We start from the raw sequence: 18,387 nt of genomic DNA on the forward strand, positions 1-18,387 counted from the left end.
GTATTTTTAAGAAATAGGTATTACTTAATTGAAATATTTGCACAGAAAAATAGCGATATGCACGCCCAATCGTGAATATGATACAATTCAAAAAATATATGCACGACTTTTGAAATATATGATACAAGTTTTCAAATATATGCACGACTTTTGGCGTAACAAAATTTATATGCACACAAAATCACAGATATGCACGTTTAAATGTGGATATGCACACAAATAGTCATATATGCACAGGTGCTTCCCCACCCCTACGGCACCCCAATCCCAACACCCCACCTCCTAACCACCCGGAGCGTCCCCCTAATCCTTAAATACCAAACCAGTAGCGGAAAATGTTATTTTTAAAAAACCTCCAAATAGACATACACCCAATCGCTTAATAAAACATACAATAAAATGCGGTCATCTCCGAGTTGAATATTCAAAAAATTGTATACAAATCAAACAGCACGGCAAGAATAGGCGTATGGAGGTGGGAATATTGAATTCGCAGCATTTAGGGGAAAAATGTGTCATCTGTCAGAAAAATAAGTTGAAGGGAATTCATCTTTATACATCGTATATATGCACAGATTGTGAGACAGATTTGATTAAAACAGAAACGGATGATCCTAAATATAGGTTTTATGTTCAGCAGTTAAAGAAGGCAACAACACCTGAAATATATTCTTAAAATCAAATAATCATATATTTTTGAACGCAAAGTGCTCTAAAGGGGGCACTTATTTTTTTTATAAAGAAGAGTTTGTCAAAAAGTGATGAGGATTTGTTAAAATAAACATTAGTGTTAACAAATCCTTATCTTAACAGAGATAATTAGCGGTGATGAAGATGGAAATACAATTGAAAACACCATTATATGATAAATTAATTACCTACTCGAGCGATAATCCGATCTCCTTTCATGTTCCAGGACATAAAAATGGGGTTATTTTTCAAGAAAAGGGTAGACCTATATTTGAAGGCTTATTAAAGCTTGATGTCACTGAATTAACAGGATTGGATGATTTGCATTCTCCAGAGGGTGTTATTCAGGAATCTCAAAAGTTATTAACTAAGCTTTATGAGGTGGATACAAGCTATTTCTTAGTTAATGGGACAACCGTTGGCAATTTAGCGATGATTATGGCAGCAGTTAATGAAGGCGATGTAGTACTAGTTCAAAGAAACTGTCATAAATCAGTATTAAATGGGCTTCAATTAAGTGGTGCTCGGCCAGTGTTTATCAATCCGGAATATGATGTTGACTGGAATGTAGCATCAGGACTGTCAGTTAATTCGGTACAATCGGCATTAAAGCAATATCCAGATGCTAGAGCGTTAATTGTTACTTATCCTAATTATTATGGGATGGTATATAATCTGAGTGAAATCATTGAACTAGCACATCAAAAAAACATTCCCGTTTTAGTGGATGAAGCCCATGGAGCTCATTTTATTGCAGGGGGGCCTTTCCCAAGCTCTGCAGTTACACTAGGGGCAGATATCGTCGTACAATCTGCACATAAAACTTTACCGGCGCTGACAATGGGGTCTTTTTTACACTTTAATAGTAAGCTTGTCTCGAAAAGCAGACTAGAAAAATATTTGCACATACTGCAATCAAGCAGTCCATCTTATCTCATTATGGCATCATTAGACTTGGCACGAAGTTATGTTGGAACGCTTAATGATTTAGATATAGAGTATTTAACGGAGCAAGTTACCGAGTTTCGCAGGTGTTTAGGAAATCTGCCAGGTATTAAAGTACTGTCATATGAAAATGATGAAGGTGACTTATTAAAAGTTACGATTCAGTCTACCAGAGGAATGAGTGGATTTGAGCTCCAAGATATTTTTGAAAAGGCTGGTATTTATGCGGAGTTAGCTGATCCGGTAAATGTATTGTTGATTTTTCCATTGATAAAAGTTGGTATTAGTTATCCTTTAGTAGAAATCATTTCACGACTCAGACAAGCATTACTTTCATTAGAAGAGCAAGAAGAAAAACAAAAAGAATTCCTTCCCCTTACTAAAGAAGGTACTTCAACACTTGAATTGTCTTTTGGAGAAATGGAAAAACGAGAAATGAAGAAGGTTGACTTCGATCAAGCAGTTGGAAAAATATGTGCTGAAATGATTATTCCATATCCACCTGGAATTCCACTGTTATTTCCTGGGGAAATGATTTCCGAGGAAGATGTGAAGCAAATTGTTTGGCATTTAAATAAAGGAACAAGATTCCAAGGTGGAGAATTGTTAAGGGAAGGCTACTTGAGAGTATTTTAGACGTTTAAAATTATTGGAGGCTTTATAATGATAGATAAAGGTGTATTTATTTCGATTGAAGGCCCTGAAGGTGCTGGAAAATCTACTATTGTTGGAATGATTGCGGAGCATCTGGAGCAAAAAGGATATAAAATTGTTCAAACTAGGGAGCCTGGTGGAATAGATATCGCTGAGCAAATTCGTAATGTGATTCTAGCAAAGGAAAACACAGCGATGGACCCGCGCACTGAGGCATTGTTGTACGCGGCAGCAAGGAGGCAACATTTAGTTGAAAGAGTGAAGCCGGCGCTTGAACAAGGCGCAATCGTTCTTTGCGACCGCTTTATCGATAGCTCGTTAGCATATCAAGGTTATGCTCGGGGCTTGGGGATTGACGAAGTATATAGCATTAATGAGTTTGCCATTGAAAATATGATGCCGAAACTAACTCTTTACTTTGATATTGAGCCAGAGGTGGGCTTGCAGAGAATAAACCAACATAAAGGTCGGGAAGTCAATCGATTAGACTTAGAGGCTATTGATTTTCACCGAAAGGTCCGTGAAGGATATATTCAGTTAAGTAAAAGGTTTGGAAGTCGAATCAAAACCATAGATGCGTCCAAGCCGGTACAGGCTGTTTTTGATGATGCTTTAGGTATAATTGGGAAAATTTTAAAATAGGGATGTTACTAATTTACGTAAGTGAGTGATGGATTTGCCAAAAACTTGGGACCAACTTGAAGTCATCCAGCCAACTGTGTTGAAAATGTTAAGGAATAGTTTGATTCGTAATCGTGTGGCCCACGCCTACCTTTTTGAAGGTTTGAGAGGTACTGGTAAGAAGGAAGTTGGCTTGCTTTTAGCAAAAAGTTTATTTTGCCTCGAACCACAGGATGGATATTTTCCTTGTGACAAATGCGTGAATTGTAGAAGAATCGATAATGGTAATCATCCAGATTTCCATATTATTGAGCCAGACGGATTATCTATTAAAAAGCAACAAATTCTCGCATTGCAGGAGGAATTTTCAAAAACAGGTGTAGAATCTAAGCAAAAAATATATATGATTGTTCATGCGGATAAGATTACGGTTAATGCTGCTAACAGTCTATTAAAATTTTTAGAGGAACCACATCAACAGACCTATGCTATCTTAATAACGGAGCAGATTCAAAGGATTCTGCCAACTATCCTGTCTAGGTGCCAAATATTAACCTTCACACCACTTTCTCCTAAACATTTGATAGAAAAGCTCGTATCTGAGGGAGTAGAACCAAGCGTTGCGCCATTATTGGCTCAGTTGACGAATAATATTGATGAAGCAATGGAGTTAAGTAAGAATGATTGGTTTGCACAAGCACAAAAGATAGTGGTAAAATTATATGAAGTGCTAAAAAAGAATTCGCTAGAAGCTTTAGTTTCACTTCAAGATCAATGGTTTGAGCACTTTAAAGAAAAAGAACAATTGGATAGAGGATTAGATTTATTACTTCTTATTTATAAGGATTTATTATATATACAATTGGGAAATGACCAACAGGTTGTTTTTCAGTCAGAAATGGATCGGTTAAGGCAGTATTCGTTGCAAACAACAGGACGAAGCTTGGCTGAGCAAATGTCAGCAATATTAGAGGCAAAGCGTAAGCTGCAGGCAAATATGAATCAACAGCTGTTAATGGAGCAGCTTGTGCTAAAATTGCAGGAGGGATCTTCATTTGTATGATGTAGTAGGAGTACGCTTTAAAAAAGCGGGTAAAATATATTACTTTGATCCCGGGGATCTTCAAATTCAAAAAGATGAATTTGTCATAGTAGAAACTGTTCGTGGTGTTGAGTACGGTAAAGTGGTTACTGGTCGTAAGCAGGTTGACGAACAGGATGTTGTTCTTCCTCTTAAGAAAGTTTTGCGTTTAGCAGATCAAAAGGATAAACTGATTGTTGAAGAAAACAAGCAAGCTGCGAAGGAAGCCTATGAAGTTTGCTGTAGCAAAGTGAATGAACATCAACTAGATATGAAACTGGTAGATGTGGAATATACGTATGACCGAAACAAAGTTATTTTTTATTTTACCGCTGATGGACGCGTCGATTTTCGCGAATTAGTTAAGGATTTAGCAGCGATTTTCCGAACAAGAATTGAGCTTCGCCAAATTGGGGTTCGTGATGAAGCGAAAATGCTAGGCGGAATTGGCCCTTGTGGTAGAATGCTGTGCTGTTCCACATTTTTAGGTGATTTTGACCCAGTTTCAATAAAAATGGCGAAGGATCAAAACCTTTCATTGAATCCAACTAAAATATCCGGCTTGTGCGGACGTCTAATGTGTTGTTTGAAGTATGAGAATGATGAATATGAAAATGCTAAAGAGCAGCTGCCTGATTTAGGGGAAAAAATTGAAACACCTCATGGAATCGGGAAGGTCGTTGGTTTAAATATTTTAGAACGGGTCCTTCAAGTAGAATACAGCGATCAAGGCCGTGTACTTGAATTCACGCTTGATGAGATTATTAAAGCGGGCGCCGTTTCGATACAATCCACAGATTAATGAGGTGGAATAGGTGGATAAAAAGGAAATCTTTGACTCAGTAATCAATATGGAAGAACAAATTGGTCAATTATACAAACAGCTTGGCGAGTTAAAGCAGCATCTTGCGGAAATACTAGAAGAAAACAATTCGCTAAAGCTTGAAAATGATTTGTTAAGAAGACGGTTTGAATTAACTGCGGAAAAAGAAGAGCAGAAGAAAAAGCCGGCTAAAAAAAATAAAACTCAAGTTGCAGCAACGGATCGATCCAGTTTTGATATTGGTGAAGGCTATGATAATCTTGCCCGACTTTATCAGGAAGGCTTCCATATTTGTAACATCCATTTTGGAAGTCCTAGAAAAGAAGGGGATTGCTTATTCTGCCTATCCTTTTTAAATAAGAAATAATCGCGGCCTTCCTCAATTAGGAAGGCTGTTTTTTCGAACATACAAGTTTGGGCTTTATGGTTTTGGTTAGGAGGAATAGGACGATGGTAATGTTAAAAGACGACGAGCGTTTGGATTACTTGTTAGCAGAAAAATTGAGGATTATTCAAAGTCCGTCTGTTTTTGCTTTTTCATTAGATGCGGTCTTGTTAGCAAAATTTGTTTATGTTCCTATACAAAAGGGACAAATTATTGATTTATGTAGTGGAAACGGGATTATTCCGCTTTTATTAAGCACAAGGTCAAAAGCACGGATTACTGGAGTTGAAATACAAGCACGTCTCTATGATATGGCAATGCGCAGTATTGATTACAATCAATTGACTTCGCAGTTGCAAATGATTCATGGTGATATTAAGGAAATGCCAAAGCAACTTGGCCATGGAAAATTCGATGTAGTGACTTGTAATCCACCGTATTTTATAACGCCTAATAAGAATGAAATCAACGAAAATGAACACTTAGCAATTGCTCGGCATGAAATTTTATGCACGCTAGAAGATGCCGTACGTGTATCGAGCCAGCTTGTTAGACAGGGCGGAAAAGTCGCCTTTGTTCATCGTCCCGGTCGATTGTTGGATATTATTACGTTAATGCGGCAGTATCGCTTAGAGCCAAAACGAATCCAGTTTGTTCATCCCAAAATGGGGAAAGAGGCTAATACGCTATTAATTGAAGCCATTAAGGATGGTCAACCTGATTTAAAAATCTTACCACCATTGTTTGTATATAATAAAAATCAAGAGTATACTCCTGAGGTTAACGAGATTTTGTATGGAAAATAATCATTATTTTTATGTGCTCAAATGTAAGGATGGCAGTTTTTACGGAGGCTATACGAATAATCTTAAACGGCGCATTGAGATGCATAACCAAGGTAAGGGCGCAAAGTATACAAGAGGTCGAGGTCCGGTAGAGCTTTTGTACCAAAAAGCCTTTTCAAACAAAAGTGATGCATTAAAGGCGGAGTATGAGTTTAAGAGTTGGTCGCGGAAAAAGAAGGAACTATTTTTATTAGAAGAGGCAGGTGAAGGGTATGTGGCAGCAGAAGAGCTTTGAGGCGGGGGGACTTGGTGGGATTCTTTATTTAGTGCCAACACCAATTGGGAATTTAGAGGATATGAGCTTTCGGGCAATCCGGATATTAAAAGAAGCGAATGTCATAGCAGCAGAAGATACAAGGAATACAATTAAGCTTCTTAATCATTTTGAAATTGAAACACCTATCGTCAGCTATCATGAACATAATAAACGGAATAGTGGCGAAAAACTGTTAAGCAGATTACGTGCAGGTGAGATTGTAGCACTTGTTAGCGATGCTGGGATGCCAACAATTTCTGACCCAGGCTACGAATTGGTACAAGCGGCTGTTGAGGAACAATTAAAGGTAGTACCACTCCCGGGTGCAAATGCGGCGTTAACTGCTTTAATTGCCTCCGGTTTATGTACTCAACCGTTTTATTTTTACGGTTTTTTAAATCGGCAGAAGAAAGAAAAACGCAAGGAGCTTGAAAAACTGTCGAAAGAGACCGCTACCATTCTGTTATATGAATCTCCTCATCGTTTAAAGGAAACTCTGCAATTAATGAGAGAGAATTTAGGGAATCGGGAAATTGTCTTATGCCGGGAGTTAACAAAGAAATTTGAAGAGTTTATCCGTGGGACCATTGAAGAGGTAATTGAATGGTCGAGCAAGGATGAAATTAGAGGTGAATTTTGCATCGTTGTTGAGGGTGCTAGTGATGAACAATTAGAAGCCGTGGAACATTGGTGGAAGGAAATGAACATAGTAGATCATGTTGATTTTTACATTTCAGACAAGGGTATGCCATCTAAAGAGGCGATTAAGGCAGTTGCAAAAGATCGTCAGCTAAATAAGCGGGATGTCTATCAGGCTTACCATGTTGAAGACGAAAAATAAAGGCTGACGTATGTCAGCCTTTTGATTTTATATTATTTGTTTAGATCAAATGTAGCTTTGATCTCTTCCATTAATTGTTCTGCACCTTCACGGCTTAAAATTAATTTCCCGTCTGCTAAGGTAACATTTTCATCTGAAACTTCGCCAGTAACTTGGCAAGTCATATTTGGTTTATATTTTTTTAATATAATTCTTTCGTCATCAACATAAATCTCTAAAGCATCTTTTTCTGCGATTCCAAGCGTTCTTCTCAATTCAATCGGGATTACAACACGACCTAATTCATCAACTTTACGTACAATTCCTGTAGACTTCATTCCATTAATCTCCTCTCAAATCTGTGTGTTTCTCTCTATTATGGTTTTTATTCGTCATTATTCGACATTTTTTAATCTGTCTTTATAATACCAGCCATTCCCATAATCGTCAATTATTTTTATTTTCATTACAATAACAATTTTTTCCTAAATGTAATAAAGCTTGATTTAGCAACCTTCATCATAAGTACGTTATCTAATTTTTATTTTATTAATAGAGAACAAAAATCATTATCACTAGTTTAATGATTTGTTGACTTCGTGTCCATTCGATAAAATTCGACAAAATTCACCATCTTTTTCTTTTTTTCGAAAAGATGATTTTACAACCTATAGTGTTGTTGCACAATTTTGCATTTTTAGGTATATTTTGATGATATAAGAGGTAATGCTTACATAGGAAATCATTCTATTTATAAAGCTTTTTGAAATAATTATATCTCTACTATATTATTTGAGATTTTTATGGGAGGAATTTTAATGGAGGAAAAACAAAACACCTTTTATCTGTCGACTCCAATCTACTATCCAAGTGGAAATCTTCATATAGGGCATGCATACACAACAGTTGCTGGTGATGCAATGGCACGCTATAAGCGGATGCGCGGTTTTGATGTAATGTATTTGACAGGAACGGATGAACATGGTCAAAAGATTCAAGAAAAGGCAGAAGAAAAAGGCGTGACACCTCAGGCCTATGTTGATGATATTGTTGCTGGGATTCAGGAGCTTTGGAAAAAGCTAGATATCTCCTATAATGATTTCATTCGGACAACTGAAGATCGTCATAAAGAGGTTGTTCAAAAGATTTTTGCCCAACTCCTCGAGCAGGGAGACATTTATTTAGGTGAATATGAGGGTTGGTACTGTACGCCATGTGAATCATACTATACCGAAATCCAATTAGTAGAAGGAAATTGTCCTGATTGTGGACGTCCTGTGCAAAAGGTGAAGGAAGAGTCGTACTTTTTTAAAGTAAGTAAGTATGCTGATCGCTTGCTAGCGTATTATGAAGAAAATCCAGAATTTATCCAGCCAGAATCACGAAAGAATGAAATGATTAATAATTTCATTAAACCAGGCTTAGAGGACTTAGCCGTATCAAGAACTACTTTTGATTGGGGTATTAAAGTTCCTGGAAATCCGAAGCATGTCATTTACGTGTGGATTGATGCACTTTCCAATTATATTACTGCATTAGGATATGGAACAGACAATGACTCAAAATATCAAAATTACTGGCCAGCAAATGTTCATTTAGTAGGAAAAGAGATTGTCCGCTTCCATACTATTTATTGGCCAATTATGCTTATGGCATTAGATTTACCACTTCCGAAAAAGGTATTCGCTCACGGTTGGCTTCTGATGAAGGATGGAAAAATGTCAAAATCAAAAGGGAATGTAGTTGATCCGGTTACGTTAATTGATCGCTACGGTTTAGATTCTTTACGCTACTATTTACTGCGTGAAGTTCCGTTTGGTGCTGACGGCGTGTTCACACCAGAGGGCTTTGTTGATCGAATTAATTTTGATTTAGCAAATGACTTAGGAAATTTGTTAAACCGTACGGTTGCGATGATCAATAAATATTTTGGTGGGGAAATCCCGCAATTAACAGGCTCTAATGGTGACTTTGACCAACAATTAGTAACTGTAAACCAAGAAGCTGTCGCAAAGTATGAAGAGGCAATGGAACGAATGGAGTTTTCGGTTGCCTTAACGTCCATTTGGCAAGTTGTAAGCCGGACCAATAAATATATTGATGAGACACAGCCTTGGGTATTGGCAAAAGAAGAAGCAACAAAGCCTGAATTAGCGAATGTGATGGCACATTTAGCAGAATCTTTACGCCGCGTTGCCATTCTGTTAAAGCCGTTCTTAACACAAGCACCTGATAAGATTTTTGCCCAATTAGGGATTACAGATGAAGCGTTAACAAGCTGGGAAAGTCTTGAAGGGTTCGGTAAAATCCCTTCTGGAACAAAGGTAACAAAGGGTGAGCCAATTTTCCCACGTCTAGATATTGAAGCTGAAGTTGGTTATATAAAAGAAAAAATGGCTCTGCCTGCGCAAGCTACACCGAAACAAGAGGTGAGTGCTTCCGTACCTGAAAAGCCTGAGGTAGAAGAAATTACGATTGATGATTTTATGAAGATTGACTTGCGCGTAGCTGAGGTGATTGAGTGCGAAGCGGTACCAAAAGCTGATAAGCTGTTAAAGCTGCAGTTGGATTTAGGCTATGAGAAGCGCCAGGTGGTTTCAGGAATTGCTCAATATTATAAGCCTGAAGAGTTAGTTGGACGTAAAGTAATCTGTGTGACGAATTTGAAACCTGTGAAATTGCGTGGTCAGCTTTCACAAGGCATGATTTTAGCCGGCAGTCATGATGGTCAATTGTCATTAGCAACAGTAGACCAAAGCCTAGCTAATGGTTCAAAAGTAAAATAACTTTAAAAACTCCTGTGCACAATGTAAAGTACAGGAGTTTTTCTTTATTTTTTTAAGAAACTATTTTTCAAAAATGTTCCACATGAAACATTTTCCATCCTAATGATTTGTTTTTAAATCAGAAAAAGTTAAACTATAAAAGAATTCACAAGATAAAGGGAGTAATAAATCATGCTTTTCGATACACATGTCCATTTAAATGCTGAACAATATAAAGAAGATTTACAAGAAGTGATCCAGCGAGCGCAAGCAGAAGGCGTTACAAAGATGGTTGTGGTTGGTTTTGACAGACCTACGATTACAAAAGCGATTGAGCTTGCTGAAGCTTATGAGTTTCTATATGCAAGTGTTGGCTGGCATCCAGTTGACGCCATCGATATGACAGACGAGGATTTAATCTGGATTGAAGAGTTAGCAACTCATCCTAAAGTGGTAGCGCTTGGAGAAATGGGCTTAGATTACTATTGGGACAAATCTCCTAAAGAAGTGCAAAAAGAAGTGTTCAGGAAGCAAATTCGGTTAGCGCGTAAAGTTAAACTGCCAATTATCATTCATAACCGTGATGCAACCGCTGATATCATTGAAATCTTGAAGGAAGAGAACGCCAGTGAGGTTGGCGGAATCATGCATTGCTTTAGTGGAAGTCCAGAAATTGCCTTGGAGTGTATAAAAATGAACTTCTACATTTCACTTGGAGGCCCAGTTACATTTAAAAATGCCAAACAACCGAAAAAAGTGGCAGAAATGATTCCGTTGGATCGCTTATTAATTGAAACTGATTGTCCATATCTTACTCCACACCCTTATCGAGGAAAACGTAATGAACCTAGTTATGTAAAATTGGTCGCTGAACAAATAGCTGACATAAAGGGTGAAAGTTTTGAAGATATTTGTAAGATTACAACGGAAAATGCCAAGAAAGTATTCGACATAAAATGATGGCGGATACTGTCGAATATAAGAGAAACTTGTCCTAATTTTTAATAATAACTTACTGTTCTACACGCCTCCGAGGATTCATAGGATAAACATGTCGATATAAATTTCTTTACATTTTCACTTGACTTTTTGCATAATAAGTTTACACCAAGGGAAGTGTTTAGTTGACAGTCGGCAGAATAGTCTATATAATTCACTCGAGAAAAGGAGGCGTTTTTCATCGTACTCAAAAACATGAAAAACCTGTATTCCGATCTTTCGAGGAAGAGGAGATGGACCGTATTAATTGCTAGTTTTATAGTTTTTGTTGCAGCGGCTTTCGGAATTATTTATGAAACGAGTAAGAAAACTGTAGCATTAACAATCGACGGTCAAGAAAAAATCATTAGGACCCATGCGAACACCGTTGAGGGAATTTTTGATGATTTAAAAGTCTCACTTCGCTCAGAAGACTATGTGTTTCCTTCGGTAAACACTAAGGTAAAAAACAATCTTAAGGTTGTTTATAAACCGGTAAAACAGGTCGAACTTGTCAAGAATGGCGAGAAGAAAACGGTTTTAACGACAGCTATAACAGTTGCACAGTTATTAAAGGAGCAAAAAATATCATTACAAGAACATGACGAGGTACTTCCCAGGCCGAAGACTAAACTAAGAAACAACTTAACTGTAGATGTGAAATCGGCTCTTTCAGTAACACTTATTGAGGGTGGTAAAGAGCAGAAGGTATGGTCAACTTCGACTACGGTCGCTGACTTTTTAGTACAACAAGGAATTAAACTAAACAAACTAGACCGAGTTGAGCCTAAGCCCGAGCAATCACTCACTAATGATGTGGTGGTTAACGTGATTAGGGTTGAAAAAGTCACCGATGTGGTGGAAGAACCAGTTGATTTCGCGACAATCACGAAACAAGATAATAACCTCGCACAAGGTACTAAACAAGTTGTACAAGAAGGTCAACAAGGTCTAACGAAGCGCACATACGAAATAGTTTACGAGAATGGTAAGGAAGTTGTTCGAAATATATTGAATGAAACAAAGCTCAAAGAAAAAATTGATAAAGTTGTAGCTGTGGGCACAGGTTCGCTGGCGGTGGCTCAACAAGTTTCCCGTGGCGATGCTAACGCTAATACTAACGGTCAAGAGTTTTATGTTACTTCTACTGCTTATACAGCCTCGTGCAATGGCTGTTCTGGTACAACCGCAACAGGGATTAATTTATTAGCAAATCCAAATGCCAAAGTCATTGCTGTTGATCCAAGAATTATTCCACTTGGTACAAAGGTGTATGTAGAAGGTTATGGATATGCAGTGGCTGCTGACACAGGATCAGCGATTAAAGGTTATAAAATCGATGTATTTATTCCTTCAAAAGCGGATGCTTACCGTTGGGGTGTTAGAAAAGTTAAAATCAAAATCTTATAATTAGCGATTTGCAGAGGAAAAGGCTTCCTCTGCATTTTGCATTTTCGCAAATTTTCTTTAATATAGTAAGAGGATCATTTTGATGGAGGAAGGCTTTTAAATGAAAATTAAAGAGATCATAGTGGTAGAAGGAAAGGATGATACCACTGCGATAAGACATGCCGTTGATGCCGATACAATCGAAACGAACGGTTCAGCAATTAATGAAGAAACGCTTGAAAAAATAAAGTTAGCTCAGAAGACACGTGGAGTGATTGTGTTAACTGATCCTGACTTTCCAGGTGAGAAGATAAGGCATACCATTTCACAGCACGTACCAGGAGTTAAACACGCCTTTATTAATAAAGCAGAAGCGTTAGCCCGTAATGGAAGAGGGTTAGGTGTTGAGCATGCTTCGAAGGAAACGATTATTGAAGCACTTAGTCAAGCTCATGAAATGAGTAAATCAATTGCCGAGGTAATTACCCAAGATGACTTAATTGATGCAGGACTGATTGGTGGACAAGGAGCTAAGGAAAGACGAGAGAAGTTGGGGAAATTACTTAAGATTGGCTATACAAATGGAAAACAGCTACATAAGCGATTGATGATGTTTCAAATTAGCGCTGCAGAGTTTAGTGCAGCAATGGCAGTTATTAGACAGGAGGAGAAGAATGAATAAGGATATTGCAACACCGATACGAACAAGAGCGATTCTTGAAAAGTATGGGTTTTCCTTCAAAAAAAGCCTGGGGCAAAACTTTTTAATTGACCCAAATATATTAAAAAGGATTGTCGATCATGCCGATATTACAAAAGAAACCGGTACTATCGAAATTGGACCTGGAATTGGAGCGTTAACAGAGCACTTGGCTCGCAGCAGTAAAAAGGTAGTTGCGTTTGAAATTGACCAAAGATTATTGCCAATCTTAAAAGAAACGCTATCTCCGTATGATAATGTCGAAATCATCCATCAGGATGTCTTAAAGGCCAATGTGAAGGCCGTCATGGACGAGAAGTTTACCGATATTAGCGACGTAATGGTGGTTGCTAATTTGCCATACTATGTAACAACACCAATCATTATGAAATTGTTGGAGGAGAAGCTCCCGATTCGTGGTATTGTCGTTATGCTACAAAAAGAGGTCGCAGAGCGAATTTCAGCACAACCTGGAACGAAGGACTATGGCTCACTCTCGATTGCCATTCAGTATTATACAACTGCAGAGGTAGTCATGACCGTACCAAAAACAGTATTTGTGCCTCAACCAAATGTCGATTCAGCGATCATTAGATTGACACGACGAGATAAACCTGCGGTAGAAATGAAGGATGAGGCTTTCTTTTTCCAAGTCATTAAAGCGAGTTTTGCCCAAAGACGAAAGACGATATTAAATAATTTGACAAACCAATTGCCGTTGGGGAAAGAGAAGAAGGACTTAATTGTTCTTGCGTTAGAGGCTGCTGAGATTGATCCTGGAAGACGGGGCGAAACGTTATCAATTCAAGAATATGCGCGTTTAAGTGATGAGTTACTACCTCATTTTAAAAGTGAAGCTTAATAATATATAGTTTCGTTATTATATTAATGTATTATTTTCGTGATAAGGATTGCCTTTTTGAGAAGAGGGCAATCCTTTTTAATTTTTAACGTAAATTCACACTTTCTCCCGTAGTTGCATAGCCTATACTAGAAATATTTAGTTTAGGAAGGCCAGGCATTGGCCATTTGGAGTGGATGACTGTGACGATAAAAATGATGGATATAGTCGGTAGAAAGTCATACCATTGTGACATCCTCTTCCGCGTGATTGATCTTAGGCAAGATTCAGGAAAAAAAATTGCTATCCTTTATGGAGAGGATTTTCGGTTAATTGCCGATGCACCTTATGAGGATCTCATTATTATCAACCCAGCACAATTACGAAAAAAAACACAAGAGTTCAGGTCGTTGGAGCAACAATCATTTGAATTATTTCGACAAGATGTAAGCTTGCTAAAAGAAAAACAAGAGTTTGCAGCAACCGAAGGATTTAGTAAGGATATAAATATTTTTCAAGTTCCTGGAAAGGTTTTGCATCTTGATGGTGACCCATCGTATTTAAAGAAATGTATGATGGTTTACGAAAAGGTCGGCGTTCCGGTATATGGGGTCCATTGTAATGAAAAGGAAATGCCGCTTAAGGTGGGGCAGCTTTTGGATTATTATCGCCCAGATATATTAGTCATCACTGGACATGATTCTTATTCAAAGTCAAAGGGGAAAATGTCTGATATAAATGCTTATCGACATTCATTACATTTTATGCAAACTGTAATGGAGGCAAGGAAAAAGAACCCCCATCTAGATCAGTTGGTGATCTTTGCTGGTGCATGCCAGTCTCATTTTGAGTCATTAATTCAAGCAGGTGCCAACTTTGCGAGTTCTCCATCCCGCGTTAATATTCATGCGCTGGATCCTGTATATATAGTAGCAAAAATCAGTTTTACTCCTTTTATGGAAAGAATTCATGTCTGGGACGTTCTAAGGAACACGTTAACTGGTGAAAAAGGTCTTGGTGGAATTGAAACAAGAGGAGTTCTTAGAACTGGTATGCCCTACAAGCTTCCATTGGAAGATGAAAGTCAAAAATAAGCCGTCTACAAAATTCGGCTTATTTTTGCATTATGCATAATACGATCAAATGTTTTTTATGAAAAGCGTTTTTAATTCCTGTCCTTTAACGTATTAACGTTTGTGATCGGATATTGTTATACTAATGAAATTTAGTTACATAATCTATAGTGAATTCGGCAATTATAAAAATGTAGAAATTTAGCAAAAAAAGTGGAATGAAAAACATTGACAATCGATTAATTTGACTGTTATAATTTTATATTTTATTTGACTTTTTAAGCTAAAAGTGTTATACTTTTCATAGTGAGGTGGACCGAATGCCAAAAACATTAGCGGATATTAAGAAGGCTCTCGACTCAAATCTAGGGAAAAGACTGATGCTAAAGGCGAATGGGGGACGAAGAAAGACGATTGAACGTTCCGGTGTTTTAGCAGAAACCTATCCTTCTGTATTTGTGATTGAATTGGATCAGGAAGAAAATGCGTTTGAACGGGTATCATACAGCTACGCAGATATTTTAACAGAGACGGTTCAGATTACCTTCTATGAGGATCCAACAACTGGTACTGTAGCTTTAAGTTAATACTTGTTTTAAATTGCAGTGGACTCTTGTTTACTGCTTTTTATTTTGTTTTCTTTTTGGGACTATATTTGCTCGAATATCACAAACTACTAAGGCCGATGTGAATGAGGAGGTTGTTTGATTTGAGCAGAAGAAGAAGAGGGATTATGTCTGAACATTTTAAAGAGGAGCTCGCTAAGGAGCTTGGTTTTTATGATGTGGTTCAAAAGGAAGGTTGGGGCGGAATTAGAGCCAAAGATGCTGGGAATATGGTGAAAAGAGCCATCCAACTTGCTCAGCAGCAGCTTGCGAACAAACAATAATTTCTCTTATTATTTAGCTTTTGATGCAATCAATATACATCACACGGCACAGGAAGTCAGGGAATAGCCTTGACTTCTTTCTTTTTGTGCTTCAAAACGCTGCTTCTTCTGTTTTGTAAAAGTATTTTAGGAAAATAATGTTTATAATTCAGAATAATGTAAGGAAGTTCCGTTCTTCCTCGTCTGTTTTATGGTAAAATAGGACAAAATATGAAGATATCGTCGAATTTTGTAAAGTAGGTGGATATGTTGAAGCTGTTAGTGAAAGCACCGGCGAAGATCAATTTGTCATTAGATGTACTGCATAAACGTCCTGATGGTTACCATGAGGTGGAAATGATTATGACGACAATTGATCTCGCTGATCGCCTTGAGCTTTCTTTATTAGATAAAGATGAAATACATATTGTTTCTCATAATCGCTTTGTTCCTGATGATCAAAGGAATTTAGCCTATCAGGCAGCTAAGCTATTGAAGGAACGTTTCCATGTTAAGCAAGGTGTACGTATTGCCATAGAAAAAATGATTCCAGTAGCTGCTGGTCTGGCGGGAGGAAGCAGTGATGCAGCAGCAGCTCTAAGAGGGCTTAATAAGCTTTGGGGATTGGGTTTATCTTTAGATGAACTTGCAGTGCTAGGGGCAGAAATCGGCTCAGATGTCTCTTTTTGTGTGTACGGAGGGACTGCACTGGCCACAGGGCGTGGAGAAATCATTTCTGAGCTTCCGGTTCCACCGACATGTTGGGTGATTTTAGCTAAGCCGTTTATTGGAGTATCCACCGCAGATGTATATAGACGTTTAGATATCAATAAAATTAATCACCCTAATACAGCTGCAATGATAAACGCCATTCATTCCAAAAACTATCAGCAGATTTGTCAACAAGTCGGAAATGTTCTGGAAGATGTCACGTTGAATCTTCATCCAGAGGTTGCCCAGATTAAGGATCAAATGCGGCGTTTTGGTGCTGATGCGGTATTAATGAGCGGTAGTGGTCCTACAGTGTTTTGTCTTGTTCAGCATGATTCAAGGATGCATCGGATCTATAATGGCTTAAGAGGTTTTTGTGATCAAGTATTTGCTGTGAGGATATTAGGTGACCGTCATAAGCTTGATTAAAGCCGGATATTAATGATATATTATCGTTAAACATTCGGTTTTTGGAGGTCCCTTTTATGAAATTCCGACGGAGTGAACGTTTACTTGACATGGCTCATTATTTAATTGAACATCCCCGCCAATTGGTTTCGCTTACATTTTTTGCTGAACGCTATAAATCGGCTAAATCGTCCATAAGTGAGGATTTAGCTATTATTAAAGATACCTTTGAACAACGAGGTATTGGCACGCTGCAAACGGTTCCTGGAGCGGCAGGAGGGGTAAAATATTATGTTAAGGTCGGTGAGACAGAAGCCAAGGAATACGTCCAAGAGCTCTGTGAGTTGATGGCTAGTCCAGAGCGACTTCTACCGGGTGGTTATTTGTATATGACAGATATTATCGGGAATCCTTCTATTATCCGAAAAGCAGGTCGGATGTTTGCATCAGCATATGCTTTTGCGGATATTGATGCTGTTATGACTGTTGCAACTAAGGGGATTCCACTAGCATATGCTGTGGCAGCACAAATAAATGTCCCGGTTGTAATCGTTAGAAGAGACAGTAAGGTGACAGAAGGATCGACTGTAAGCATAAATTATGTGTCGGGTTCTTCCAAACGAATTCAAACGATGGTCCTATCGAAGCGAAGCTTAGCGGAAGGTTCAAAAGTTCTGATTGTTGACGATTTTATGAAAGCAGGCGGAACGGTTAATGGGATGAAGAGCCTGTTAGAGGAATTTAAAGCTCAGCTAGCTGGAATTGCAGTGTTGGTTGAATCAGAAAATATCGAGGAAAGACTAGTAGATGAATATATTTCGTTAGTCAGATTATCAAATGTCGATGAAAAGGCGAAAACGATTAATGTAAGTGAAGGTAATTATTTTACATTATCGGGCAATATGTCTTGGGAAAAATAAGTAATTATTCATTACATATAAACTATCTTGGGAGGTTTTTAAGGTGAAAGTAGTACAAACGAATGCTGCACCTGCAGCGATCGGTCCGTATTCACAAGGGATTATCGTTAATAATATGTTTTATAGTTCAGGTCAAATCCCTTTAACAGCAGACGGTGTCTTAATTGAGGGGGATGTTCAAGTTCAAACACATCAAGTGTTTAAAAACCTTCAAGCAGTTCTAGAAGAAGCAGGCTCTTCACTTGAAAAGGTTGTTAAAACGACTGTGTTTATTAAGGACATGAACGATTTTGCAGCAATGAATGAAATTTATGGGGAATATTTTTCTGTTCATAAGCCAGCACGTTCTTGCGTAGAGGTTGCAAGACTTCCAAAAGATGTATTGGTTGAAATTGAAGTAATAGCGCTCGTTAGCTAATAACGAGCTTTTTTTATTTATGGCTATGTATTGTTGTTTTCCGCTGCAGGCACGTGCGGTTCACGGGGCCAGTTGGGAGCCTGTCTAGCTGCAGCGGCTAGGAGCTCGGGGTCATAAGCCAAATCACTCCAGAGACTAACGTCTCTTGCGCGATTCGTCTTATGCCTGTCGCCCCTGGGCAAGCCACTTCCGCTTT

General features: G+C 38.1%; 21 protein-coding genes. 20 read left to right on the plus strand and 1 reads right to left on the minus strand.

The features are described from left to right. Positions 1–469 precede the first annotated feature (469 nt). The 9 genes from FXW34_RS20140 (at position 470) to rsmI (ending at position 7,141) form a co-directional block, all read left to right on the plus strand. A complete protein-coding gene (locus FXW34_RS20140; RefSeq protein ID WP_147535854.1) occupies positions 470–676 on the plus strand; it encodes a sigma factor G inhibitor Gin in 207 nt (68 codons plus the stop codon). A gap of 158 nt (positions 677–834) precedes the next feature. Then, the gene (locus FXW34_RS20145; protein WP_147535855.1) at positions 835–2,271 is read left to right on the plus strand and encodes an aminotransferase class I/II-fold pyridoxal phosphate-dependent enzyme; all 1,437 of its coding nucleotides are present in this window, start codon (positions 835–837) and stop codon (positions 2,269–2,271) included. A gap of 30 nt (positions 2,272–2,301) precedes the next feature. Further along, positions 2,302–2,931 (plus strand): dTMP kinase, encoded by a 630-nt coding sequence (gene tmk / locus FXW34_RS20150; protein ID WP_147535902.1) that lies wholly within the window; start codon positions 2,302–2,304, stop codon positions 2,929–2,931. Between the two features lie 34 nt (positions 2,932–2,965). Beyond that, positions 2,966–3,973, plus strand: coding sequence for a DNA polymerase III subunit delta' (holB, locus tag FXW34_RS20155; RefSeq protein WP_147535856.1), 1,008 nt, complete (start codon positions 2,966–2,968; stop codon positions 3,971–3,973). Then, complete coding sequence (locus FXW34_RS20160) at positions 3,966–4,793, plus strand: PSP1 domain-containing protein (RefSeq protein WP_147535857.1); 828 nt, start codon at positions 3,966–3,968, stop codon at positions 4,791–4,793. The genes holB and FXW34_RS20160 overlap by 8 nt, the downstream gene beginning before the upstream one ends. A 13-nt stretch (positions 4,794–4,806) precedes the next feature. Next, positions 4,807–5,181 carry a DNA replication initiation control protein YabA gene (yabA, locus tag FXW34_RS20165; protein WP_147535858.1) on the plus strand — a complete coding sequence of 125 codons (375 nt, stop codon included), beginning with the start codon at positions 4,807–4,809 and terminating at the stop codon, positions 5,179–5,181. An 83-nt stretch (positions 5,182–5,264) separates the two neighbouring features. Then, positions 5,265–6,005: a tRNA1(Val) (adenine(37)-N6)-methyltransferase gene (locus tag FXW34_RS20170; RefSeq protein ID WP_147535859.1), complete on the plus strand. Its 741-nt coding sequence runs from the start codon at positions 5,265–5,267 to the stop codon at positions 6,003–6,005. Next, a complete protein-coding gene (locus FXW34_RS20175; RefSeq protein ID WP_147535860.1) occupies positions 5,995–6,279 on the plus strand; it encodes a GIY-YIG nuclease family protein in 285 nt (94 codons plus the stop codon). Before FXW34_RS20170 ends, FXW34_RS20175 begins: the two co-directional genes overlap by 11 nt. Beyond that, on the plus strand, positions 6,257–7,141 hold the full coding sequence (gene rsmI, locus FXW34_RS20180) for a 16S rRNA (cytidine(1402)-2'-O)-methyltransferase (protein WP_147535861.1): 885 nt from the start codon (positions 6,257–6,259) through the stop codon (positions 7,139–7,141). The genes FXW34_RS20175 and rsmI overlap by 23 nt, the downstream gene beginning before the upstream one ends. Positions 7,142–7,173: 32 nt before the next feature. Here the strand turns inward: rsmI and FXW34_RS20185 are convergent, their stop codons facing one another. Continuing rightward, a complete protein-coding gene (locus FXW34_RS20185; protein WP_147535862.1) occupies positions 7,174–7,458 on the minus strand; it encodes a transition state genes transcriptional regulator AbrB in 285 nt (94 codons plus the stop codon). 480 nt (positions 7,459–7,938) lie between these two features. On the opposite strand from FXW34_RS20185, the gene metG reads away from it, so the two are divergent. The 11 genes from metG (at position 7,939) to FXW34_RS20240 (ending at position 18,191) form a co-directional block, all read left to right on the plus strand. Beyond that, positions 7,939–9,906, plus strand: a complete 1,968-nt coding sequence (gene metG, locus FXW34_RS20190; RefSeq protein ID WP_147535863.1) for a methionine--tRNA ligase — start codon at positions 7,939–7,941, stop codon at positions 9,904–9,906. A 171-nt stretch (positions 9,907–10,077) separates the two neighbouring features. Next, complete coding sequence (locus FXW34_RS20195; RefSeq protein ID WP_147535864.1) at positions 10,078–10,845, plus strand: TatD family hydrolase; 768 nt, start codon at positions 10,078–10,080, stop codon at positions 10,843–10,845. A gap of 234 nt (positions 10,846–11,079) precedes the next feature. Next, positions 11,080–12,273 carry a resuscitation-promoting factor gene (locus FXW34_RS20200; protein WP_147535865.1) on the plus strand — a complete coding sequence of 398 codons (1,194 nt, stop codon included), beginning with the start codon at positions 11,080–11,082 and terminating at the stop codon, positions 12,271–12,273. Positions 12,274–12,373: 100 nt separating this feature from the next. Next, positions 12,374–12,934, plus strand: coding sequence for a ribonuclease M5 (rnmV, locus tag FXW34_RS20205; RefSeq protein ID WP_147535866.1), 561 nt, complete (start codon positions 12,374–12,376; stop codon positions 12,932–12,934). Beyond that, on the plus strand, positions 12,927–13,814 hold the full coding sequence (gene rsmA / locus FXW34_RS20210; protein ID WP_147535867.1) for a 16S rRNA (adenine(1518)-N(6)/adenine(1519)-N(6))-dimethyltransferase RsmA: 888 nt from the start codon (positions 12,927–12,929) through the stop codon (positions 13,812–13,814). The genes rnmV and rsmA overlap by 8 nt, the downstream gene beginning before the upstream one ends. A 182-nt stretch (positions 13,815–13,996) precedes the next feature. Next, positions 13,997–14,887, plus strand: a complete 891-nt coding sequence (yabG, locus tag FXW34_RS20215) for a sporulation peptidase YabG (RefSeq protein ID WP_147535868.1) — start codon at positions 13,997–13,999, stop codon at positions 14,885–14,887. A gap of 299 nt (positions 14,888–15,186) precedes the next feature. Continuing rightward, entirely contained in the window at positions 15,187–15,453 is a 267-nt protein-coding gene (veg, locus tag FXW34_RS20220; protein WP_147535869.1) for a biofilm formation stimulator Veg, read from the plus strand. A 104-nt stretch (positions 15,454–15,557) separates the two neighbouring features. Further along, a complete protein-coding gene (locus tag FXW34_RS20225; protein ID WP_147535870.1) occupies positions 15,558–15,755 on the plus strand; it encodes a small, acid-soluble spore protein, alpha/beta type in 198 nt (65 codons plus the stop codon). A gap of 249 nt (positions 15,756–16,004) precedes the next feature. Then, positions 16,005–16,874, plus strand: a complete 870-nt coding sequence (gene ispE / locus FXW34_RS20230; protein ID WP_147535871.1) for a 4-(cytidine 5'-diphospho)-2-C-methyl-D-erythritol kinase — start codon at positions 16,005–16,007, stop codon at positions 16,872–16,874. Positions 16,875–16,930: 56 nt separating this feature from the next. Further along, positions 16,931–17,773 (plus strand): pur operon repressor, encoded by an 843-nt coding sequence (gene purR / locus FXW34_RS20235; RefSeq protein ID WP_147535872.1) that lies wholly within the window; start codon positions 16,931–16,933, stop codon positions 17,771–17,773. A gap of 43 nt (positions 17,774–17,816) precedes the next feature. Then, the gene (locus FXW34_RS20240; RefSeq protein ID WP_147535873.1) at positions 17,817–18,191 is read left to right on the plus strand and encodes a RidA family protein; all 375 of its coding nucleotides are present in this window, start codon (positions 17,817–17,819) and stop codon (positions 18,189–18,191) included. Positions 18,192–18,387 lie beyond the last annotated feature (196 nt).

This window comes from Bacillus marasmi (genome assembly GCF_902168435.1).
Lineage (GTDB): Bacteria > Bacillota > Bacilli > Bacillales > Cytobacillaceae > Bacillus_BU > Bacillus_BU marasmi.

Excerpts from the sequence above, each read along its gene's own strand:
- FXW34_RS20140 (WP_147535854.1), top strand. The coding sequence starts at position 470 with ATGGAGGTGGGAATATTGAATTCGCAGCATTTAGGGGAAAAATGTGTC.
- FXW34_RS20145 (WP_147535855.1), top strand. The coding sequence starts at position 835 with ATGGAAATACAATTGAAAACACCATTATATGATAAATTAATTACCTAC.
- FXW34_RS20170 (WP_147535859.1), top strand. The coding sequence starts at position 5,265 with ATGGTAATGTTAAAAGACGACGAGCGTTTGGATTACTTGTTAGCAGAA.
- FXW34_RS20175 (WP_147535860.1), top strand. The coding sequence starts at position 5,995 with ATGGAAAATAATCATTATTTTTATGTGCTCAAATGTAAGGATGGCAGT.
- rsmI (WP_147535861.1), top strand. The coding sequence starts at position 6,257 with ATGTGGCAGCAGAAGAGCTTTGAGGCGGGGGGACTTGGTGGGATTCTT.
- FXW34_RS20185 (WP_147535862.1), bottom strand. The coding sequence starts at position 7,458 with ATGAAGTCTACAGGAATTGTACGTAAAGTTGATGAATTAGGTCGTGTT.
- metG (WP_147535863.1), top strand. The coding sequence starts at position 7,939 with ATGGAGGAAAAACAAAACACCTTTTATCTGTCGACTCCAATCTACTAT.
- FXW34_RS20195 (WP_147535864.1), top strand. The coding sequence starts at position 10,078 with ATGCTTTTCGATACACATGTCCATTTAAATGCTGAACAATATAAAGAA.
- FXW34_RS20200 (WP_147535865.1), top strand. The coding sequence starts at position 11,080 with ATGAAAAACCTGTATTCCGATCTTTCGAGGAAGAGGAGATGGACCGTA.
- rnmV (WP_147535866.1), top strand. The coding sequence starts at position 12,374 with ATGAAAATTAAAGAGATCATAGTGGTAGAAGGAAAGGATGATACCACT.
- rsmA (WP_147535867.1), top strand. The coding sequence starts at position 12,927 with ATGAATAAGGATATTGCAACACCGATACGAACAAGAGCGATTCTTGAA.
- veg (WP_147535869.1), top strand. The coding sequence starts at position 15,187 with ATGCCAAAAACATTAGCGGATATTAAGAAGGCTCTCGACTCAAATCTA.
- FXW34_RS20225 (WP_147535870.1), top strand. The coding sequence starts at position 15,558 with ATGAGGAGGTTGTTTGATTTGAGCAGAAGAAGAAGAGGGATTATGTCT.
- purR (WP_147535872.1), top strand. The coding sequence starts at position 16,931 with ATGAAATTCCGACGGAGTGAACGTTTACTTGACATGGCTCATTATTTA.